General features: G+C 65.8%; 20 protein-coding genes. 5 read left to right on the top strand and 15 right to left on the bottom strand.

Annotated features, from left to right (window positions below; all coding sequences use genetic code 11):
* Nucleotides 1-35 precede the first annotated feature (35 nt).
* Entirely contained in the window at nt 36-488 is a 453-nt protein-coding gene (locus GKE56_RS14295; RefSeq protein WP_154685108.1) for a hypothetical protein, read from the bottom strand.
* Nucleotides 489-1,002: 514 nt separating this feature from the next.
* Between GKE56_RS14295 and GKE56_RS14300 the strand changes: the two genes are divergently transcribed.
* Both GKE56_RS14300 and GKE56_RS14305 read left to right on the top strand, forming a co-directional pair.
* Nucleotides 1,003-1,383 carry a hypothetical protein gene (locus tag GKE56_RS14300; RefSeq protein WP_154685109.1) on the top strand — a complete coding sequence of 127 codons (381 nt, stop codon included), beginning with the start codon at nt 1,003-1,005 and terminating at the stop codon, nt 1,381-1,383.
* Between the two features lie 825 nt (nt 1,384-2,208).
* Nucleotides 2,209-3,264, top strand: a complete 1,056-nt coding sequence (locus GKE56_RS14305; RefSeq protein ID WP_154685110.1) for a hypothetical protein — start codon at nt 2,209-2,211, stop codon at nt 3,262-3,264.
* Between the two features lie 189 nt (nt 3,265-3,453).
* Here GKE56_RS14305 and GKE56_RS14310 read toward each other — a convergent pair whose 3' ends face one another.
* A complete protein-coding gene (locus tag GKE56_RS14310; protein ID WP_154685111.1) occupies nt 3,454-4,125 on the bottom strand; it encodes a hypothetical protein in 672 nt (223 codons plus the stop codon).
* 1,185 nt (nt 4,126-5,310) lie between these two features.
* On the opposite strand from GKE56_RS14310, the gene GKE56_RS14315 reads away from it, so the two are divergent.
* Nucleotides 5,311-6,057, top strand: a complete 747-nt coding sequence (locus GKE56_RS14315; protein ID WP_154685112.1) for a hypothetical protein — start codon at nt 5,311-5,313, stop codon at nt 6,055-6,057.
* 449 nt (nt 6,058-6,506) lie between these two features.
* Here the strand turns inward: GKE56_RS14315 and GKE56_RS17645 are convergent, their stop codons facing one another.
* The 13 genes from GKE56_RS17645 to GKE56_RS14375 all read right to left on the bottom strand — a co-directional run bounded on the left by GKE56_RS17645 (nt 6,507) and on the right by GKE56_RS14375 (nt 20,031).
* Nucleotides 6,507-6,665 carry a hypothetical protein gene (locus GKE56_RS17645; protein ID WP_230208992.1) on the bottom strand — a complete coding sequence of 53 codons (159 nt, stop codon included), beginning with the start codon at nt 6,663-6,665 and terminating at the stop codon, nt 6,507-6,509.
* Nucleotides 6,666-6,681: 16 nt separating this feature from the next.
* Nucleotides 6,682-7,302: a polysaccharide deacetylase family protein gene (locus tag GKE56_RS14320; protein ID WP_230208993.1), complete on the bottom strand. Its 621-nt coding sequence runs from the start codon at nt 7,300-7,302 to the stop codon at nt 6,682-6,684.
* 83 nt (nt 7,303-7,385) lie between these two features.
* A complete protein-coding gene (locus tag GKE56_RS14325; RefSeq protein WP_154685113.1) occupies nt 7,386-8,735 on the bottom strand; it encodes an MmgE/PrpD family protein in 1,350 nt (449 codons plus the stop codon).
* Nucleotides 8,732-10,045, bottom strand: a complete 1,314-nt coding sequence (locus tag GKE56_RS14330) for an MmgE/PrpD family protein (RefSeq protein WP_195908142.1) — start codon at nt 10,043-10,045, stop codon at nt 8,732-8,734. Before GKE56_RS14330 ends, GKE56_RS14325 begins: the two co-directional genes overlap by 4 nt.
* A gap of 98 nt (nt 10,046-10,143) precedes the next feature.
* The gene (locus GKE56_RS14335; protein ID WP_154685115.1) at nt 10,144-10,878 is read right to left on the bottom strand and encodes an SDR family NAD(P)-dependent oxidoreductase; all 735 of its coding nucleotides are present in this window, start codon (nt 10,876-10,878) and stop codon (nt 10,144-10,146) included.
* Nucleotides 10,862-12,019 carry an acetamidase/formamidase family protein gene (locus GKE56_RS14340; RefSeq protein WP_195908143.1) on the bottom strand — a complete coding sequence of 386 codons (1,158 nt, stop codon included), beginning with the start codon at nt 12,017-12,019 and terminating at the stop codon, nt 10,862-10,864. The genes GKE56_RS14335 and GKE56_RS14340 overlap by 17 nt, the downstream gene beginning before the upstream one ends.
* On the bottom strand, nt 12,016-12,753 hold the full coding sequence (locus tag GKE56_RS14345) for an SDR family NAD(P)-dependent oxidoreductase (protein ID WP_195908144.1): 738 nt from the start codon (nt 12,751-12,753) through the stop codon (nt 12,016-12,018). The genes GKE56_RS14340 and GKE56_RS14345 overlap by 4 nt, the downstream gene beginning before the upstream one ends.
* Before the next feature lie 47 nt (nt 12,754-12,800).
* Nucleotides 12,801-13,721, bottom strand: coding sequence for a cyclase family protein (locus tag GKE56_RS14350; RefSeq protein ID WP_230208994.1), 921 nt, complete (start codon nt 13,719-13,721; stop codon nt 12,801-12,803).
* 47 nt (nt 13,722-13,768) lie between these two features.
* On the bottom strand, nt 13,769-14,806 hold the full coding sequence (locus tag GKE56_RS14355) for an ABC transporter permease (RefSeq protein WP_154685119.1): 1,038 nt from the start codon (nt 14,804-14,806) through the stop codon (nt 13,769-13,771).
* Nucleotides 14,793-16,430: a sugar ABC transporter ATP-binding protein gene (locus GKE56_RS14360; RefSeq protein ID WP_154685120.1), complete on the bottom strand. Its 1,638-nt coding sequence runs from the start codon at nt 16,428-16,430 to the stop codon at nt 14,793-14,795. The genes GKE56_RS14355 and GKE56_RS14360 overlap by 14 nt, the downstream gene beginning before the upstream one ends.
* Nucleotides 16,431-16,514: 84 nt before the next feature.
* Nucleotides 16,515-17,546 (bottom strand): substrate-binding domain-containing protein, encoded by a 1,032-nt coding sequence (locus GKE56_RS14365; RefSeq protein ID WP_195908145.1) that lies wholly within the window; start codon nt 17,544-17,546, stop codon nt 16,515-16,517.
* A 230-nt stretch (nt 17,547-17,776) separates the two neighbouring features.
* A complete protein-coding gene (locus GKE56_RS14370; protein ID WP_154685122.1) occupies nt 17,777-18,682 on the bottom strand; it encodes an MmgE/PrpD family protein in 906 nt (301 codons plus the stop codon).
* On the bottom strand, nt 18,679-20,031 hold the full coding sequence (locus GKE56_RS14375) for an MmgE/PrpD family protein (protein WP_154685123.1): 1,353 nt from the start codon (nt 20,029-20,031) through the stop codon (nt 18,679-18,681). Before GKE56_RS14375 ends, GKE56_RS14370 begins: the two co-directional genes overlap by 4 nt.
* Nucleotides 20,032-20,350: 319 nt before the next feature.
* On the opposite strand from GKE56_RS14375, the gene GKE56_RS14380 reads away from it, so the two are divergent.
* A complete protein-coding gene (locus GKE56_RS14380) occupies nt 20,351-21,025 on the top strand; it encodes a cysteine hydrolase family protein (protein WP_195908146.1) in 675 nt (224 codons plus the stop codon).
* Entirely contained in the window at nt 21,022-21,717 is a 696-nt protein-coding gene (locus GKE56_RS14385) for a GntR family transcriptional regulator (protein ID WP_195908147.1), read from the top strand. Before GKE56_RS14380 ends, GKE56_RS14385 begins: the two co-directional genes overlap by 4 nt.
* Nucleotides 21,718-21,775 lie beyond the last annotated feature (58 nt).

The following is a 21,775-nucleotide window of genomic DNA, read 5'->3' on the forward strand; positions in this document are numbered from 1 at the left end:
GGATGAGTGCTGAACAGGACTGATTGCTGCTCACGTCATTCGGATTGGCCTTGCCTATTGAGGGGCCATGCTTTCGGCCGTAGCGCCTCGACCTCAGCCCTTGTCATGTCGTCCAGCTCGTCACACTGGGCTCCGCCAAGCGTCTTGATGTGCTCGTCGAGTTGCTCGGCAAGCTCATCCACCGCCCCGTGCCATTCCAGCAACTGCTCTACCCCTGCCTCAAAGTTGATCTGGGATTCGACCGCCAGAAAGAACTCGCGCAAGAAGTTGTGAGCTAGGTGGTTGCGCAACTGAACTGCTTGTCCCACCTTCCAGATCAGTTCCTCGGTCCAGTGCGGCTGCGACTTCATGCCCCGGTACAACGCCCCGAATGTTGTGCCGTCCCATTTTTCTACTTGGGAGAAGGCCTGAGCATCAGTCATGCCCTTCTTCATCCGCAGTGCCTGGATCTCCCAGAGGCTCATCTCCATCACCTGCAGCTTGTGCATGAGCTCGCCGTAAGCGACGTAGATGAGCCCACGGCTTGTCGAGTCGTCCTCCATTAGGCAATCCTCGGTTGTTGGATGCCTAGGCGCCACCCGCCTCTGCCTTGCCGCGCAGGTCCGCGCAGAATAGATCCTCACGCCTTGGAGACCGCGACTAGGCAACGTAGTGCTGACCGCGTCATACCGCCGCGGTCGACTGCCCCCCGACTGGCCGCGCTGTGGCAAGGCCCGAGACTTGGTCTCGTCTCGCAGCCGGGCGCGAGGCATTTGTCATGCTCCGCTGCGGGCAGTGAGCAAGAGGCTGTTCAGCGTCCGATTTGGATGGGGTTCTTACGATTCGGCAGCGGAGCATGCTGAGCCATGCAAGGATCCGCCAGTGGACTTCGTGGCGCTGTCATCCAGTGTCGGATCGAGCGGCAGCCGCTGAATGCCAAGACAAACCCAACCCACCTCCGCAGTGGATTGATCGGTCTCTCCTTTGTCTGCGTCGCAGGCACAGAACTCCCCGAAGGGCATCATGCGCAAGTTCATCGCAGTACTCACCGCTCTCCTGGTCCTTCCGTTCGCCCTTTCGGCGTGCGGGCCGACCAACAGCCCTGTCAAGGCTGAGAAAGCGGTGTCGCTCAACGGAACCTGGAAGGCTGACGGCCTTGAGGCTGTCATCGCCGAGAACAGCGTGGAGATACACATCGTGGACAAGGACACGAGCTCGCTGTACTGGAAGGGCACGTTCCCGACGGGCAGCGACACCGTAACGTCGGTCGCCGATAAGGAGGCTCTGTCCTCCTCCATGCTCGGGTCCCAGGACGCCGAGAAGGTCTTCACCATCAAGGACAACGAGATCACCTTCAAGATGTCCATGCTCGGCACGACCAAGACCATCCACCTCAAGAAGTAGCCGGCATCGGCCAAGAAGGAGCAAGTCGCGAACCCCATGTCGCGCATCCGCCGACGGAGACGATGACCCTGATTGCGGCTCTGCTGCTTCCGGCTCCTAAGGGATCAAGGCGGCGCTCCGCGCCGCAACGCCCGGGGCCCCGCGATGGGGCCCCGCGCTTAGGCGCTTCGCGCCACGCGCACCCCACCGCACCCCGACCTTGCCGACCGACTGATACTCCCTGAATAGAAGCCGCTGACCCACTCCTGAGCGTCCGCGTCCACTCACCTCCGAGTCGCCGACCCGGCGCGGCAGCATCCGGCAGGCCTCCGAGTCGGTCAAGCCCTCGGTCGTAGGCCCATCCAGGTGCACACTCCGTGTGCCGCCAAGTCGCCTCGGGTAGGGACACGGAGGGCTTGACAGTCTCTCCGGCCTACCTCCATGCATCCGCTATCGGGTCGGTGGCTCTCCCTGGCCGACCCCAAGACCCTGAGCTCAGGCTGACGCAGCAGGCTCTATTGAGACGGCTCGGGAGCAGTCCCCGGGTATGTTCGCGTAAGTGAAATGCGAGCGGGCAGTCCCGTGGTGAACCTGGGGGAACGAATGTCGGATGCGAGACCTCGAGTTGCGACCTACTTCGCCTGCTATGCCGACCCTGTGGGCCTCAATGGCGACCGCTCCCACCGTGTAGATCTGTCAGGACAGTTGCACGGCTTCGGAGAGTCGGTCATTCACTGGACAGGTGAAACTCCATTCTTGACCGTCCCATCAAGTCAGATGCAACAGCTGTTCGTATCCGTTCGTTTCCATCGCGGGAAGAAGAGTAGATCTGTCGTTGATACCGCCATGGACGAGCTGGACTTAGTCGCTAGCCAGGTGGCTCCAAACCTTGCTATTGACGAAGGTCCCGCCACGCGAACTGCTCTGGACGAGGATGACGCCGATGACACCTGGTCAAGTTACACCGTCGTTGAGATGGCGATCCCACTCGTAAAGCCCTTCGACCATGAGCAGTGGCAGCCGGCAAGCGTCGAAGACTCAGTCATGGGCGAGAACCTCACCATGTGCATCGAGGCGTTACTGCACCTGCTAGACGCATACCGCCTTGTGACGAAGACGGTCATGCGACCTCCGGCCCGAGAGCGGTTAGGGCCTTTCATCCTGGCTGGAACACGGCCTGCAGAACTATCCGGAGATTCGTGGGATCACCCTCCGTACCAAGTCCTGAACGTGTTCGCACTTGCCGGCCAGCCCGGAATTCGCCGGACGGCAACCGAGGCCGAAATTCGACGTATGAGTACGTACCTTCATCAAAAGGCCAGGAGGTACCCGATCACTGCCGTGCTCGAGCTTCAGGCCGACGGAGAGGCCGCACTTGAGATAGCAGGCGACTTCAGATCGTCGGTCATGCTCTATTACAGCGCCGGCGAGGTCTTCTTGGACCTCGCCCTCATGCTGATGCTGTGGGAGGAGGGGAAAGCGGCGAGTGAGGCCGCCCTGGTTTTCGATCCTCCGCTTCTCGTGCGTGTGCGCACGGAATACCACACCCGTCTCGGAGGGAATTGGCAACCGCAAGGACGATCAGCTGTGGCCGAGTGGCGTGCAAATCTTGTTCAGATGCGTCACCAGGTGGCGCATGCGGGCAAGTCGCCTACGCGTGAGGAGGCCGAGGCTGCGCGCGACGCCCATCGCCGTCTTATCGAAGGTGTCGGCACCCGGTTTGCGGCAAAGGTTCGGCGCTACCCCCGTAGCCTCTCTTTGCTAGTCGCGCGCGAGGCACTTGAGCGCCGCGGACGCGTAAGCAGGGCGGCAGACGACGCGTTGAAGCAACTCACCACCGAGGTGATGCTCGAATTCCTAGACTGGCGAGACGCGGTTCTAATCGCGCGCTCGAAATCCTGAAACCTTCAGGGTGCTCGCGCCGATGCGGAGCCAGCCCTACGCGGTCAAGTCAGCGCACCCGGCTATCCCGCACGTCACCACTCAAGATTGGCGCCAGCGCGTCGAATCCCCACGATAACCGACGCGAGGTCGGCCACGAAACCGCTCACAGAACTGTGTCATTCACGCTTCAGCATTTGGGTCGACGAGTCATTCAAGGCCATTTTGGGGATCGGACTGGGCGGCCAACAAATCGAACACCTCATCGTCGAACTGAACCACCACACCGTCGGACTCCGGAATCTCCTCGACGAGCCAGTCCATGCTTGGCTGCACGTCCAACATTGCTTGCTCGATTTTTGAATACGAGATCTCGACGTAGACACCCTCTTTGAAGCCTGTCGATTTGAGGAACACGAGACCGTCGGAGCGCTTGTTTTCACGGGGTCGGGACGGCTGGTGGGCAAGCAGGTTTCGCACGCCAACGAGAGCCTTCAGGCTCCTTCGAAAATCATCTGGGGGTTCGTGTCCCTTCGCGACCAGTAGGTCGCCCAGAAGATCGATCAGCGCATCGCCGCTCTGACGTCCCACGAGGGTCCAGACTCGCGGGCGAAGTTCGTCTGATGGGCTGAGGAGAAGAACGCAGGCAGTCCGCAGGATCCGCTCGGCATCGAGCCAGCGGTCGATCAGTCTGTCTCGAAGTGTTGTCCACACATAGACGTAATGGTTTACTTCGCCCGACTCAGTTGAGGTGTCGTACTTTCGTAGATCCGTCATCTCGTACGTGTCAACGACAATCCCAGGCGGGAGGGCGGGACCCAGGATCCGGAGCCGCCCCCGCCGCGGATTGGTCGGTGCCTTCGGCTTGCGTTTCTTGGTCATCAGACCCTCCTGTCGTCGCCGAGCCAGAGGTTCGCCACATCGCAGTGCGCATCGCTCAACGGGCCGGACCTCGGCCCTCCTGCAAACCATTCTGTTCATTACGGGTCCATCGCCGCCCCGCGTGATCGGTGAACTCAACAGCCAAGACTCTGCCGGGGTAACCAAGCGCATCATGTCCGTCGGTCCGACCCAAGTTGACTCGATCAACCTGCCCGGGACCCAGGCTGTGCCAGCGTCGCACCGCTGGGTCAAGAGGCTCGCCACTCGTGTTCGATGGCATCGAGGTGACGTGCAGGTTGATGACGGGGAGGTCCGAACGATTCGCCACTCGAAGGACGCACTCATAGATGTGCATCCCGGGGTACTCGTGCTCTTCAACCTCCTCCAGCATGGTCCATGCCGCAACCAGGTCAGCCTGCGCCCTTCGACCAAGAATGCGCCGCGAACGCACGTCCAACACTGCGAGCAGTGCGGCCAGAGCAGCAAAGACGGTCGCGGCGCCGGTGGCACACGCCGCGATCGTGTCTGGATTCCAACCCCACGTCATGCGGGGAACGTAACGCATCACGTTGATGCGTGATGTGGCATTGCGAGGCCCTAGCCACCATCACGTGCAGCCACCGTGCAACGAACGCGACGCGTCTGCGATCACAGACGCTCCGGCGATTTGCTAACGGCACTGCTAACCGCAGGCTGTCACCATCCACATTTCGACGGACGCGGTCCGCAGTTATGGTGCTCCAATTCGCTCGGATCGACGCCTTGAACAGCCGGGATTTCGACTACGGATCAGAAGGTTAGGGGTTCGAATCCCTTCGGGCGCACGCTGCGTTGAGACAGACGATCGGGGCCCTGACCTACGGAGACGCGGTCAGGGCCTTGCTCGTTACTGACGGTGGGGAGAGCCGCAGGCGTCCCTCATCCCTCGTGGCATCCCTCGATCGCCTTCACGCGAGCACCGAGACCGCCGGGGCAGGCTGGTGCGATGACCGAGACGTGCAGCGCCGTCATGGGTGTGTGTCACACCGCCGCGTTCGCGACACAGTGGGCGCACACTATTGACCCGACCGCACGCTATTCCGCCCATATGTGGGTACGCCGGATCGCGCGAGTGCGATCGCTGCGGGACACTTGTCCGACCCTCCGCCTGGGAGGGCCTGTGGACCGTCATCGTGGGAGGCCGAGATGCGTCTGCTGATCCTGGAGGCCGCATCGACCGACCCGCTCTGGGAGCGCATCGTCGTCGCTGCAGTGGGGCCGGCCGTCACAGTTTTGGTCGGCGGTCTGGTGGTCTGGTGGATCACGTCGACGATCCAGCACAGGCGCCAGAGGGCAGAGACGGATCGTGCCATCGATCGGGCCGAGGCGGAGCGTGCTCGCGCGGAGTCACGCGAGGAGGCCGAGACGCAGCGCGCCGAGGCACGCGAGGACGCACAGCGCACCAGGGAAGAGCGGGCTCGTGACGACGCGCTACGCCATGAGCTTGTCGGCGAGATGTCGGACTCCGCGGCCTCCCTGTACCTCATGACGCAGCACTACATGCGGGCGAAGGAGTTCGTCGAGAACAACGCCGGCGACCAGGCAGCGCGAACCAAGCTGGAGCAACTCCGCCCCGAGTTGGATAGCAGGTACCTTCAAAGCCGCACGTCGGGCGACGCGATCGAGCATCGGCTGTCTGGTTTTTTCGCTAGTGATGCGCCGCGCCAAGAGTGGCACCGAGTCCAGGACCTGCTGAGCTTGCGCTACTTCCAGTTGATCGAACGGGCGACTCCGAAGCTCTACGAGGCCAACAAGGGGCCTGACCACTCCGGCCTACAGCCCGAGCAGATGACCAACCCGAAGAACATCACCAACGCCTACCGGGTGGCGATCACGAAGGCCGTGGACCTCGTCTTCACCGAAACGCTGCGAGAGCCCAATAGCGGCGGGTAAGGAGAAGCCGGTCGATCTCCGTGGAGGGCAGCTGGAACCACCGCGCTTGAACTGCATCGGTCCAATGCCGGCTGATCTCCTCGACACCGCGCTTGTCCTGCCAGAAGGCAACGGTGGCCAGCTGCTCCATGCTCCTTCGGTGCCGAAGAAGCGGAAGCGTGACTCCCGGGTCTGTGACGGGTCGCCGTTACCGAGTCCACCCGCACCGCCCGGCCACAGCTGGCATCGGTGGGAACGTTGGTGCGCCGGCCGCGGCATCACACCGCTAACCGCCGCCCCGGCCGCGGTCTGTGCCTGCCTGACCGAACGCGCCGATGAAGGCATTTCGGCATCGGTCATGGACAGCGCGTGCGCCGGTCTGGCATGCCTGGCGCCCAGTAGCAGGTCACCGTTGCCCGGTCGGCGCACGCGTGCCGAAGCCCGCGCCTTCTCGGCGGGCCGTAGCGGTCTCAGTTGACGTTGGCAGTCTGACCGACGAACCAGTCGCAGATCTCGGATCCGGTCATGAAGACCGTGTCGGTCCGCCCCATGAGCAGATCTAGAACCGAGGTGAAGTACGGCAACCGGTGTCGGGCGCCCATCAGATGCGGGTGCAGGGGGAGGGCCAAGACGAAGGGTGTGCGGCTACCTTCGGCGTCGTAAGACCGAAGGGTGTCCACCACACGTCGCTCGAACTCGGGTGAGGAGTGATGCTCCACCGCGTAGATGACGCTGTCGTTCAGTTCGAGGGAGTACGGCACGGCGACGAGCCGTCGGGGCTTCGCGTCCAGCCATACCGGCTTGTTCATCGACCACCCAGTCACACACGTAGTCGAGTCCGCACTCGGAGAGCACGTCGGGCGTGTGGAACGTCTCCTGCAACCCGGGGCCGAGCCACCCGCGGATCCTCTGGCCGGAATAGCTCGTCAAGATGTCGACTGCCTCGCGGACAACCGACCTCTCGTCGGTGGTGTTCAGAATCCGTTGGCTGACGCCATGACCGATGAACTCGAAGTCGCTCTGCAACAACAGCTCTGCCGCTTGCGGATAGGCATCGATTGCGGCTGCGTTGAGGTTGACACCGGCAGGCAAGCCCCGCGCGTTGATGATCTCGACCAGTCGGGGCAGGCCTAGGCGCATGCCCTGCTCGGCCCAGCTGAAGTTTGGGACATCTGGCACCGGCTGCGCGCCGTGTGGGGGGTTGAGAATGGCGCGGGGCATCGCCTGGTCGAAGGGCCAGCGCTCGACGTTCAGCACGATGCTCACGATGACGTTCTTGCCGGGCGCGGGTGGGGTCAACGGCTCTCGCCCCGTGGCCAGCTCGTATCGGATGCGAGGTGCGGACATGTTCAGCCTTCGGTGACAGCAGCGAGGTTGATGAGATCAGCGACAGGGCGGTCGTCGCCGTGGATCAAGGCGTCGACGAGCTCGCGGGCGCGGTCCGCACCGAGGACCGGTTCACCGATCTGGACGAACTTGTTCACCAGCTGCCCCTCGGTGAACGGCCGGGCCTCGCTGCCGGTCGCGTGCTCGATGTGCACCTCTCGCGACGTGCGGCCTGACACGTGTGCATAGCATTCGTCCCTGGCCACAGCCGGGTCCGGCTCGATCATGACCAGCCTGCGCAGGGCGACGACTTCTGGCGCTACTGCACGCTCGTCGCTGAACTGGACGGGTCCGCCGGCGCCGTCGAGGAGACCGACTGCGAAGCAGTGGTAGACGCTGAACTTGCTCTGGAGCCCATCGGTGGGGTCCGCGACGCCCATCACTTGGAGCACGACCGGGTTGGTTCTCAGGCGGACCGAATCGACGTCCTGACTAGTGACGCCGGCGTCCCGTAGCTCGACTCCGGCGTCGATGACAGGATGGGAGACGATGCCGCAGGCGTAGGGCTTGAACGCGTTGTGCTCTATCTCCCACGTGCTGCCCAGCCCGTCGACCATGATCGCCGGCTCGGCGTCATCGGCCATCACCGCGGCCAGTCCGCGTCGGCCTTCGATGGCGTCGCGTGCTGCGGTGAATCCGAACGACGCGAGCAGCGCTGCCTCGACCCCGTCGTACGCCGCCTTGCCGGCGTGGAACGACTTGGCCATGGTTCCGAAGGCCGCCTGCAGCCCGGCGGCCTCAGTGGCTGCGATGCCCAGCGCGTTGACCATCTGGTCCGGGGTCAGACCGAGCAGTCGCCCGGCAGCGGCGGCCGCGCCGATCCGACCTGTCGTCCCGGTGATGTGCCAGCCGCGGGCGAAATGGGTCATGCCAAGACCGAGTCCGACTCGCAGCGTGATCTCCACACCAACCGCGACAGCGTCGATAACCTCCGCCAACGAGGCCTGCTCGGCTTCCGCGACGGCGAGCGCCGCGGGCACGATGGGGGCGGCGGCGTGGATGACCGTCCGCAGATCGGTGTCGTCGAAGTCCTGCACGTGCGCGGCAATCCCGCCGACCAGCGCGGCGGCGGTCATCGACGTGCGTTCAGTCCGCCCCCACACGGCGCAGCTCGTCGGCTCACCCGCAGCCGTCATTGCGGCAACCGCGCGGCTCACCGCCTCGTCGCGACTGCCTCCGACCATCACGCCGACGCCGTTGGCCAAGGTCATCCTGGCGGCGCGGCGGGCCGACTCTGGAAGGTCGAGACGCGACAGGGCGAAATCCGCGAACAGCTGGGTCACTGGCGGGACCGAGATGGTGGGCGTGGTCATCGGCCATCCTCCGAAAGGGTCGTGGCGAGGCAGAGCTGCTCCAGATCCTGCGCGCGTGGGAGGCCGTCGACCGCTTCCGGTACGGCAAGCCACGCCCTGCCGAGCACTGGTGCCAGGAGCGCCTCGGCTTTGGCCCGGACCTCCTGGGCTGACAGGGGTCGCGCGATGCTGCCTCGGGCGTGAGCCACATCCGCGATCACGGTTGAACCGTCGTCGAGCTCCGCCCTCACCATGGCCGCGTCACGAGCGCAGGTGGTCGTCGGCACGAGTTCGACCAGCGCACGCATGGCTATGGCGTCGTCCGATCGGACCCGCTCGGTCTCATAGCTCGGCAGGCCGACCTCGCCGTCCAGAAGGGCCGAGGCAATGCCGTGCACGGCGGAGAAGCGCGCCTGCAAGCCGTCGATAGGATCCCGGTGTCCCATCAGGTCCGGTACCAATGGATTGCAGCACACGCGAAGCCCCACGACCCGCTTGGGTTCGACACCGAGCCGCCGCAGCTCGAGGCCGGCGTCGATCAACGGGTGGGCGACGATTCCGCATGGATACGGCTTGACTGCGTTGTCAGAGAAGTGCCAACTTTCGCCGATTCCGTCGAGCACGGTGCTGAGCTCAGTGTGAGTGGACAGCACCTCGAAGTAGCCGCGGGGTGCCTCCAAGACCGTGTCCGGGCCGGTGAAGCCGTCGCGGGCCAGCAGCGCGGCGAGGACGCCGTTGCTCGCGGCCTTGCCAGGGTGTAGCGGCTTTGTCATCGTGCCGAATGCCTGACGGTGCCCGACGGCGGATGAGGCCGCCAGGCCCACAGCCCAGCCCAGGGCAGTTTCGTCGAGCCCGAGCAGAAGGCCTGCAGCGACGGCGCATCCGATGACGCCGGCCGTCCCGGTGATGTGCCAGCCAGCGTCGTAGTGGGACGGCGACATCGCGAGGCCAACGCGCAACTGCACCTCGCATCCCCACGCGAAGGCATGCAACACATCGCGGCCGGAGGAGCCGGCCATGATGCCGACCGGCAGAACGGTCGCCAGTGCCGCCGCCGAAGGGTGGATCACCGTGGCCAGGTGAGTGTCGTCGAAGTCGTCGAGGTGTGCGGCGACCCCGATGGCGACGGGCGCGAGCAGCCGGTCGAGGCGTTCCGAGCGGCCGGGAACGACGGTGACACCGGCGCCACCGACGGCACTCTGCAGCTGAACGACGGCCTCAACGGCCGGTTGGCGTGCGGCCGACACGGTCAGCGCGAGGACGTTGAGCAGATGCATCCGGGCGTGGACGTCGATGGCGGATGGCAGGTCGTCCCGCTGGTGGTCCAGCACCGCTCGGACAAGGTCACGGGTGACCTGGAGGGGCGGTGTACTCGTCGACGTGGGCATGAACTTCCCTTCTGGATGATGGTCCTGGAGGCGATCTCTCATCAGGGCATGACGTCGCCGGAGTTCGGGCCAAGGGTCTGGCCGACGTAGAGGTTTCCGCCGGGGTCGCTCGCGAGCAGGACGGCGGATGGTGCGACCTCCTCGGGCCGCCCGAAGCGGCCGAGCGGCAGCTCACGCAACTTGGCGTCCTTCCACTCCCCGGTGATCGACGCCGTCATCGCGGTGTCGATCGGGCCCGGCGCGATGGCGTTCACGAGCACGTTGTGCGGAGCCAGCTCCCTGGCGATCGACTTGGTGAAGCCGAGCACCCCTGCTTTGGCAGCGGCGTAGTGGCTGAGCCGTGCCCCGCCGGTGATGCCCAGCTGGCTGGCGACGTTGATGATCCGGCCGGAGCCGCGGACCTTCATCGCTGGGGCGACCTCTCGGCAGCTGAGGAAGACGCCGCGCAGGGTGACGTCCATCAGCCGGCCGAAGTCCTCGGTGGTGATCTCCTCCAGGGGCGCCTCGAGGAGGAGGCCCGCGCAGTTGACCAAGATATCGGGACCCTCGGCGGCACGAGCCAGATCGCGGACGGAAGTCTCGTCCCGGAGGTCGACGAACTCGGTGCGTGCGGCTGCGCCTACGGAACGGCAGCCTTCGGCCACCTCGGCCAGATGCCGCTGCTCGTGATCAGCGAGCACGAGGGTCGCGCCCTCGGCGGCGAACGCGTAGGCGATGGCGCTGCCGATCCCGCCGGCTGCGCCGACGATGAGAGCGGTTCTACCTGCGAGCGTCATCCGTACCTCTCCCTGTCGGGCGTGCGACGCCGTCCCGGTCGTCGTCGAAGATGGTCAGGTCGACGGCGGCGCCGACGAGGACGTTGGCCCCATTGACGATCTCGAGGATCTCGAGGTCCACGGCCACGCTGGACAGCGCGTAGGCCTGTTCGGCACTCAGACCTCGCTCCGAGGTCAGGTAGTCCTGCATCGCGAGCAAAGCGTTGAGGGCGGCGACGTTCAGGTCCATCGAGCGGTTCGTGCCATCGGCCTCAACCGGGATGCCGGTAGTGACCAGACGGCGTTGGGGTGCAGGCGCCGGGGCGGACAGGATGACCGGCATCGTTGGCCTCCAGGACTGTGCGTCCCTAGGGCGGACCCTGCAGGTGAACTCGACAGTGGCCGACATCTCGATCGCTTGGCTGCAGACCTCTCCATGGCCCTGTGCGTAGTGCGCGTCACCCAATGACACCAACGCACCATCGACCTGGGCCAGGACGAGCAGCCGACTGCCGGCTCGTAGATACTTGGCATCGAGGTTCCCGCCGTTCTCGCGCGGCGGCACTGTGCGCAGGCCGACAGATGCGATGCCGGCGTCCAGCGGGATGGCGCTCTGCTGGGTCGGCGGTAACACTGCGCCCCCGGGCCGCGCGAGGGCTTCTTCGCGGGCGGCATACTCCCGCATGCGCTCTGGTGAGGGTGCGACGCCTACGATGCCGAGGAATGGGTCAGCGGGCACAGTGACACCCGGGATCTGAGGCGAGGTGGCCCGACCTTCGGCGAGCTCCCAGGTCGCCAAGAACGGCCCCGGGACGTGGGCCGCGAGCAGGCCGGCGCCAGGCCGGACGCAGGTGAAGCCGAAGCCGTGATGCTCGATGCTGAGAATCTCGATCTCGACCAGGTCGCCGGCCCGGGCGCCCTCGACCAGGAACGGGCCGCTGAGGGGGTGGCCCCGGAGCATGTCCATGTCCAGGATGTCCCGGTCGGTGCTGGCCCTGGTGATCTGGTGGTCCAGACCGTCGCGCAAGTCCACGCGTACGACCTCACCAGGGCGGATGGTCATGATCGGCGCGATGCCGGGGTGCCACCGGTTGTGGCCCGACCGTGGGTCTTCGACGAGTGAACGTTCCAGGTCCACCTCGACGACATGGTCGGCGGTCACGACCGTGACCACAGTTCGCCGCCGGTCAGGTCGAAGACGCCGCCGATACTGAAGGATGCCTGGTCGCTCGCCAGCCAAGACGCCAGGTTCGCCGCGTCTTGCGGAGTTCCCATGCGGCCCAACGGCATGCTCGTCCGCTTGGCCGCGATCAGCGACTCGGGGTCCGCGCCGGTCATCCGGCCCAGTCCGGCGAAGCTGTCGCGCATCTGGTTGGTGTCCATCGTGCCGGGAAGGATCGTGTTGACGTAGACGCCGTACGGCGCCATCTCGAGCGCGAACGCCCGCGTGAACGTCGTCACCGCTGCCTTCGACGCGGCATACACCGCCATCCCTGGCCACGGGGTCTCGGCGACCTGGGACGAGACCGTGACGACGCGTCCCGAGCCTGCGTCCTTCATCGCACGTCCGACCGCCCGGCACAGGTTGAAGACGCCACCGAAGTTGACTCGCAACACGCGTTCCACAAGCTCGTCGGGTGTCTGCAGGACCTCGTGCCGGTCCTGCATGATGGCGGCGTTACAGACGAGGATGTCGATCCGGCCGGCCGCGGTCAGTATCGCCTCGACGCAATCGTCGACCTCCTGAGCATCGCCCACGTCCACGGTCCGATGCTGCAGTCCGGGGACGACGCGGTCCGGCGTGGGCGTGATGTCGAGGCCGTGGACCTCCACGCACCCGTCGGCGACGAAGCGCTCGGCGATACCGAGCCCGAGACCGGTTGCTGCGCCGGTCACGACGGCAACCCTGCCCTGCAACGGGGACGATCCGCGTTGTCGACCGTTCACCGCAGCGGCTTCAGGGGGATGGCGAGCGGCCGCATCGGACTGCCCGTGGCGCCGCGGATCTTCAAGCACGCCGCGATGAAGGCGAACTCGTAGACGTTGTCGGCTGACAACTCCTCCATGTTCACGAGCTCGATGATCGGGATGCCCGACTCGGTCAAGAGGAAGGTGTGTACCGTCTGCCAGTTCACCGAGTCCTCGGAGGGCCCCTGCTCGAAGCCGATGTTGTCGGCACCGATCATGATCACGCCCAGGTCGGCCAGGGCCTTGGCGCCTTCGAGGTTGAGCCCGGGCTCGTTCGGGATCAGTCGCTCGGAGTCGGGCCAGGTGCTCATCCGGCCGCTGCGGACGAGTGCGACATCGCCGCGCTGCACGCGGACGCCCTGGCGCTCCATGGCGCCCTCGATGTCGGCGCGGCCGATCCCGTAGGAGTCCGGCAGCATCGGCACACCGTGCAGGGCGGCGATGTCGAGCAGGACCCCACGGGTGATGACCGGCGGGTGTTGCTCCGCGCCGCACACACGCCAATGCCGGCTGCCGAGATGCTCGTCCTCGGTGTAGCCGTTGTAGATCCGGCCGTGAAGGCCCATATGGTTGAGCGTGTCCACGTGGGTGCCGCTGTGGGTGTACATCATGATGGCGTCGCCCGAGCGGCTCACCGTCTTGTTCGACTCTTCGCCTACGTGCATCGGGTCGTCGAGGATCTCGCCCGAGGGTCGAGCCGTCATCCAGATCTGGAACGCCGGGTCGCCGGTGATGGTCCAGTTGGGCATCCCGACGAAGTACTCGACTGACAGGTCGTAGACCCGGCCGGGATCGACTCGCAGCAAGACGTTCATGAGCTGCCCGCCGGCCAGCTCGTTGAGCCGACCGATCTGGTCGTTGTCGCCGTACGGATTGCTGAAGTTGCGGTCGCTCACTTGCCGTCCGTTTCTGAACCCGTCTCCGGGATCGCTCGTTGTGTCTTTCATTCCGCGGAGGTCTCGGTTCGGCCGCGAACGACCTGCCGTAGGACGACGGCGAGGATCAGAGCGCCGCCGTAGAAGAACTGCTGGACGAACGGGGGCACGCCCTTGAGCTCGAGGCCAGTGATGCCGGAGATCAGGAAGTACACGGCCACGAACGTCCCCCAGGCGTTGAACCGGCCCGGTCGGATGGCGGTGAACCCCAGGAAGGCGGCTGCGAATGCCGGTAGAAGGAAGGAGAAGCCCGAACTCGGATCGGCGGCACCCGTCGTTCCGACGTACAGCACACCGGCGATCGCACTCACGACACCAGAGCACACAAGCGCCGCGACGCGGAGTCGGTTCACTCGCACACCGCTGAGCCGAGCCACGTCGCGACCGCGTCCGGTGAAGAGCAGCTTGCGGCCGAAGATCGTTTGCTCGAAGAGATACCAGATCGCGGCGGTGATCACGATGGCGTAGTAGAACGCCAGTGGGATGCCGAACAGCTTCTGCACCACAACCAGGTTCACCAGGCTGTTGGAGACGCCGCTGACTGTCTGGGAGTCGCTCATCCAGAGCACCAGACCTGACAGGACGGTCTGGGATCCCAAGGTCACGATCAGGGAGTCGATAGCGAAGATCGTGATGACCAGTCCGTTGAACAGCCCGACGACGACGCCGGCCAGGATCGCCGCGACGACGGCCGGGACGATCGGCCACCCGTGCTGCCCGTTCAGAACGGCGATCGTCATCGAGCTCACGGCGACGACCCCACCGACCGAAAGGTCGTAGTCGCCTGCGGTCAACGGAATGATCAGAGCCAGCGTCACGACGACCAGAACGGCCTGGGAGCCGAAGATGTTGGCGAGGTTGCCGACGGTGAGATAGGTATTGGGCTCGGCGATCGAGAAGCCGATCGCCACAGCGGCCCAGACGAGCAGAATGCCGAACCGCTCGAAGAGCTGGATCAGATCGGGACGTCTCGACCCGACGACTGCCTCCGATCCCGGTCCGGGGCCTCCCTTCGCGTCGTGCGCCTCGGGCTTAGCGTGAGTCATCGGTCTGCTCGCTCTCTATAAGTCCAATGCATTCGCTGGTGATCGTGTCCTTCGTCAACTGCTCGCCATCGAGGGTTCGTGCGAGCCGGCCGTGGCGGAAGACCAGCACCCGGTCGCATACCTCGGCGAGCTCCGCGTGATCGGCACTGGCGTAGAGGACGGCACCCCCGTCGGCGCAGACCCGTCGCAGCTGGCTGATGATCTGTTGGCGGGCGCCGACGTCCACGCCCTGCGTCGGCTCGTCGAGGAGCAACAGGCGTGGTTTGGTCAGCAGCCATTTCGCGATGAGCGCCTTTTGCTGATTCCCCCCGCTGAGCCGCCCGTACTGCATTCGTACGTCGCGCGGGCGGACGTCGAACTCGTCGGCTTGGTCGGCGGCGAGCTTGACGATCCGGCGACCAGAGAGCCGGGGCCCCACCATGCACTGGCGAAAGGAGAGCATGGTGATGTTCTCGGCCACCGGCAGAGTGAGAATGCCGCCGTCCCGCGGGCGGTTGGACGGGATCAGCGCCAGTCCGCGGCGGATCGCGTCGGTCGGGTCCAGGGAGGACAAGTGGTACACGTCTCCATCGAGCTGGATCTCTCCGCCGGTGCCCGACTCCGCCGACGCGCCGAAGAGCAGATACGGCAGTTCGTTGAACCCGGATCCGAGCAGGCCCGTCAGGCCGAGGATCTCGCCCTTGAAGATGTCGAAGTCCACATCGGACAGACCGGCCCTGCCGCCGGACACATTGCGGACCCCGGCGACCACGATGTCCGGATCCGCCTGCGACGTACGCGAGCTCACCGGCAGTTCGGCCTTGCCGATGATCAGCCGGACGAGCTCGTCATAGCTCGTGGCCGATGTTGGTTTGCTTCCGACCACCTTGCCGTCTCGGAGCACCGTCACCGCATCGGTGTTCTCCAGAACCTCGTCCAGGTCGTGGGACACAAACAGCACGCCTACGCCCAGCGAGGCGACCCGATGGATGAGCGCGAAGAGCTGTTCGCGGCCAGCCTCGGACAGAAAGACGGTCGGTTCGTCGAGGACCAAGAGGCCACGGGCCTGACCACCCTCCCGCTGCCGCGTGACCCCGAGCGTCGACGCCGCTCGGGCGACAGCGATCAATGCACGTTGGCCCTGGTCCAACGAACTCACCTGAGCGTCGAGGTCAACGTCGATGTCCAGCGCCTCGAGGTCGGCCCGAGCGCGCACGCGCTCGGCTCGCCAATGGATCCGGCCCTTCCCGGCGCACCATTCGACGATCCGGAGATTCTCGAGCACCGTGAGGCTTGGGAGCAGTGCGAGGTCCTGGTGGACGAACGCGATCCCCAGTTCGCTGGCCCGGCCGGGCGCTAGTGGTAGATCGATGGACTCGCCGCAGAACTCCATCGCTGATCCCGGTTCCGGCGCGTGGAAGCCGGCCAGGACCTTGATCAAGGTGCTCTTTCCAGACCCGTTGTGGCCCAGCAGGCTGTGGACCTCACCCCTGCGGATCCGGAGGTCCACGGAGTCGAGGACCGTGGTGTCGGCGAACCTCTTGGAGAGATTGCGGATCATCAGGGTGTCGCCGCGGCCATCCCAAGGATCACCGGCCGCGCGACTGGGCCGCGCGCTTGCCCGGTCATCTTCCGTGTCGCTCATCTTGGCTCCTCTTGCTGGTCGGGTGAACGGTCCGTCGTGGTCCCGCCGAGGCCCCACGACGGACCGATCGTGCGCGATCGGACGTCAGCCCGACAGTCCCCACAGCGCCTGATAGCCGGCCAGGTAGGCATTGCCGTATCCGGTGTTGATGGCTGGCGGGTTACCTGTCTGGCTGACGTTGGCCGAGGTGAACACTCGCACCGGGACCTTCTCGTCGCTCAGCGCGGGCTGGCCGACCATCAGCCGAAGGGTCTGGTCCGCAAGTGCGTAGCCGAGCCAGGAGAAGCTCTCACCGAGGTTCATCGTGACGACGTTGCCCTTGGCCAGGAAGTCCAGCGCGAACGGAGTGGCGTTGTACGAGGCGAGCTTGACGGTGTCGGTCTTGCCGGCAGCGGTGATGGCTGGGATGACGTATTGCACCATGCCGTCGAAGACCGGGAGCACGTACGTCGTGTCGGGGTACCTCGTGAGGGCCGACGAGACGGCCGTCTGCATCCTGGTCGACCAGTCGTTGAACGGCACGTCCACCTTGACGACATGGCAGGAAGGGCAGTCCTTCGCGAACTCTGCCTCGATGCCGACGGCCACGTCAGTGGACGAGAGCAGGTCGGGAGACTCGACCAGGAGGAACGTGCCGCTTCCCTTGGTGTCGTTGATCGCGTAGGCCGCCTCGAGCTGCCCGGCGAGGTTGTAAGGCGCTCCAACGATGCCGGCCACGTCCTTATAGCCCGCGTAGTCGGTGTGAGACGTGTCGAGGAAGTGGTCGACGATGACGGGGATGCCGGCTGCCTTCGCAGCCGCGATCTGCGGTTGCAGGGCGGCAGGGTCCAGGCCGATCAGGTCGATCGCGGCGGCGTGCTGCGAGATCGCTGTGTTCATGCCCGCGACCCACTGCGAGGACTGGCCGGTCGTGGAGTAGTAGACCGTTTTGATGTCGAACTTGGAGAGCGCCTCGGTGAGGTACTTGCCCACGTAGACGTTGAACGGTACGGAGGCCGAGACCGGGATGGCGTAGACCGTCTTGCCTCTTGCCTTCGAGGGGTCGAACTTCGGGCCGGGAGCAACGAAGGCGGGCTCCGGGGTGGAGGCGCTGACCAGAGACTGCGCGTTCTGCAACTGCGCTGCGGTCGGGCCAGACCCTTGGCCGTTGCCCGCTGTCGAAGCACCCCCACCGCTGCTGCACGCGGTGACGGTTAACACTGTCGAAACGGCCATTCCCAACAGGGCAACAGGCAGTCCTCTTCGGCGTGTCATGGAAAGTTCCCTTCTGAAGGTTCAGCATCGAGTGGAGAAGCCTTGTGAAACGAAATCCGGGCCCGAGGTGGTCGCTTAAGCTCTTCTCGTGATCACCGTCCTAGCAGCAGCGTGAGCTCAGCAGAGCTCAGCGCGTCGAGAGGCTCGTCGGCAGCGACCGCCAAGCTCGGAGAGGTGGGCCTCGCTCCGGCGACGCCGAGCAGAAGCCAGGCGGTCCCGAGACCTTCGGTGACCGCCGCGGGGGGCGGCGCTCCGGTCAGCAGGTGGAAGTAGCCGCGAGGGCCGTCGAGCGGTCGCGCCGGGCCGGCCCAGCCCGTGCCGGCCAGCACTCCGGACTCGAAGCCTCGGCTCGAAAGCTCCCCGGTGACGAACGCGGAGTCGGCCGACCCGCGAGACCCATCGAGTCCCGAGGCCTGAGTGGCACCAAGCGCGATGGCCTGATGCAGCTCGGCGGCCGAGCCGTCCAGGAGAGCAATGACGGTGACTGCCGCGGCGACGACACTGGCGGCCTGCGGGCTGGCCCACCCCGAGCCCGGTCGGGACCGGTCGACCGCGAGCGCCAACCTCAGGCCGACCTCGGCGCCGCTCGCGAACGCCGTCAGAACGCGGGATCCGTCTGCCCCATCGAGATTCGCGGCCGCGAGGCCGGCGGCGAGCGCCGAAGCCAGCAGCTCTGAGTGTCCTCGAGCTCGGTCGGTCGGCGCACCGAGGGACATAAGGCCGGCGTTGACAGCAACCGCACCGGATCGGGACATCGCCGGTAGCGGGGCGAAGACGGCGCCGAGCTCGGCAGCGCCCAGCGGCCGCCCTTCGGCCGCGGCCACGATCGCGTGGAGTCGCCCTCCGACGTTCGAGCCGGCGGCAGCCCGGCCGTTGTCGATGCAGAGTCGAGCCAGTTGCCGGGCGCAGTCCCGGACTGGGGCGGCCAGCCCGGTGCTGCGCGTCCGCTCGGCGAACTCCGCGAGGGCACAGGTGACCTCATCCGCGACGGCGCTCACGAGTGCACCTCGAACTCTGGGCGGGTCAGGCTCTGCAACCTGCTGACCGACTTGGACGCATCGAGCGAGCCGACACACAGCCGGAGAGACTCACTGCGGCCGGGCAGGACCGGTTCGACCAGGGCAGTGAACTTGTCAGCCACGGCGTCGTAAGTCATGGGGTGCTCCTGGCTGCCAGTCACGGAGGTCACCTCGCGCTCGATTGCTGGAAGACCTTCGCGCTCGAGGGTCAGTCGTGCGCCGAACTCAGAGCGGCGGGGCTCGGCGATGAGCTCGACCCGGGCGCGCAGTCGCGCGATCGCCTGGTCGGCGATCGCCTCGCGGGTGAACTCGGCCAGCCCGGCCCGACCCCTGACCAGGGCGGCCGCGACGGCGTGAGGGAGGCTGAGCCTGGCGTTGAGTTCCGTTGAGGGCTGGGCGATCCCGGTCAGGGTCGTGGCCAGCGGGGAGCACCGGAGCACGATCCGCTGGACGGACTCCACTGTGCCGCTGAGCTCAGCGGCGGCCGACAGGGCGGCTTCAACGCCGGGATGGGCCACGACGCCGCACGGGAACGGTTTGGTGCGGTTCTCCAGCAGGCGCCATCCCGCGTCGCCGACGGCCGCTTCGAGGCGAGGTGAGTAGCCGATAGCCATAGCGCTCAGCAGTGACTCGAGACCAGCGGCCCCTGACGATGGGCGTAAGCCGGCCCGCACCGCGAGCGCGATGCGCAGGCCGTTGGCCGCGGCGCGCCCTGCGTGGAACGACTTGTTCATCGTCCCCAGACCCTCCTGGTGGCCGACGATGAGGTGCGCGGCCAGGTCGATGGCGGCGGCGGTCGCCTCCTCGTCCAGGTCGAGCAGGACGCTGGCGGTGGTGGCCGCACCGATGACTCCGAACACTCCGGTGCTGTGCCATCCGGCGACGTACTGCTCCGGAGAGATGGTCAGGCCGGCACGGAACTGGACCTCGTAGCCGAGTGCGAGCGCCTCGAGAAGGCGAGGTCCGGAAACGTCGAGCAGCTGGGTCAAGGTCAAGGCGGTCGCGACGAGGGTGGGCCCGGCGTGGATATAGGTCACGGGTTGCGTGTCGTCGAAGTCGTCGACGTGCCCTGCCGCTCCGGTGGCCACGGCACACCAGTTGAGATCCACCGTCTCCGTGCGGCCGGAGACCCGGTAGCCGGAGCTGCAACCGAGCCGCAGCGCCGTTCCGACCAGGCGGTCCACGACGGGTCGGGGGCTTCCGGCGATGACGGTGCCGAGCGAGTTGAGCAGGAACAGGGAGGTCGCCTCAGCTACCGGGTCGGGTAGCCCGTCGCGCACGGCGTTCCGCACGCGGCCGGCAAGTGCCCGGCTGAGAGGCTGAGTCATCCTCGTCCTTTCATGTATCGTATACGTTATAATCGTGCATCATACATGATTTGGTCACTCTGACAACCCCTGTCTGATTGCCAGCCGAATCGAATGGGAGAGGGCGGTGGCAATGGCTCAACCTGGAAGAGAAGACCGTCGGGCTCGCCGGCATCGGTGGCCGTGGGCCGTCTCGTCGCACGCACAGGCACAAGCCGACGTGTCATGTCGCTCGGTCCGATGCCGCGTTCGCCGGCCGCCGGGTGCCGGCCCACCGTCAATGTCGAACATCGTATATGGTTGGGGAACTTGTTCACCGTCCACCTCAGGGAGGCCGCGCGTGACCGCGTTGACGACGAATATCCTCACGACCAGCGCTGGGAAGGCAGATCCGCGGCACTGCGCACTGCTGGTCATCGACATGCAGAACGACTTCCTCCATCCGGAGGGGAAGGCCCGTAAGGAGGGCAACCGGGATCTCGGTCCGATGGTCGAGATCGTGCCGCGCCAGGCCGCCCTGATCGACGCCGCTCGACAGGCAGGCGTTCCGGTCGTGTTCGTCATGCAGACGACTTTGCCCGCTGGTGCCAGCAACTCCGACGTCTGGATCGAGGCGCGGTCGCGGGCGCGCTACTCCGGCGTGGACATGTGTCTCGAGGGCAGTTGGGGTCAGGAGATCATCGACGAGCTCACGCCCAAGCCCGAGGACCACCTGGTCAGGAAGTATCGGTACAGCGGCTTCGTCGGGACGAACCTCGACCTCATCCTGCGCAGTCTGGATCGGCGCACGGTGGTGCTGGCCGGAACCTCGACCAATGTCTGCGTCGAGGCCACGGCGTGGGACGCCTTCCATCACGGGTACTACACCGTGTACGCCGCAGACGCCTGCGCTTCCTGGGACATGTCTCTGCACGAAGCCGCATTGCGCACGGCCGCCACGAGGTACGCCACGGTCGAGACAGTCCAGGACATCCTCGACGTTTGGTCGGCTGCTTCCCCCCTGGCGCAGCGGTGAGCGAGGTGATCCGGGAGGACCGGCCGCAGCTGAGCGATGAGGCAGCGGTGTATGTCCGCGAGCTGATCGTCTCGGGGCAGTTGCGTCCCGGCACGTTCATCCGGCTGGACCGGCTCGCCACTGCTCTCTCGATGAGTGTCACCCCGGTCCGTCAGGCGCTGGTCACACTGCGCGGGGAGGGCTTCGTGCAGCTCGAGCCGCGCAGAGGTTTCCAAGTCGCCCAGCTGCGCGAGGACGACATTCTCGACCTCTTCGCCGTGCAGGCATTTGTCGCCGGGGAGCTCGCCGCGCATGCGGCCGAGCGCATCACCGACGAGCAGATCGCACGGTTGAAGGCCATCCTGACCGATCTCGAGGCGGCCATGAAGCGAGGTGATCCTGCTAGCGCAGAGGCCATGGCTCATGAGTTCCACGAGGTTGTGTTCGATGCGGCCGACCGGCCGAAGCTCGTGTGGTTGATGCAGATCAGTGGCCGCTACGAACCGCGTCGCTTCTACGCCAACATCACGGGGTGGGAGCCGTTGTCCATTCGCGAGCACAAGACGATCCTCTCAGCGCTCAAGAAGCGTGACGTGGATCAGGCTCGCCACACGATGGCCGGACATGTCCAGAACCTTGGCCGCATCGTCGCGAGCAACTTCGCGGCAACCGGCGAGCCTCCTATCCGCGAGCTGGACTCCAAGAGCACCTGACCGTGAGCCGGTTTCGCAGCGGCTGCTCGTGGCAGATCGGACGGGCGGAGAAACTGTT

Source organism: Nostocoides sp. HKS02 (genome assembly GCF_009707485.1).
GTDB lineage: Bacteria > Actinomycetota > Actinomycetes > Actinomycetales > Dermatophilaceae > Pedococcus.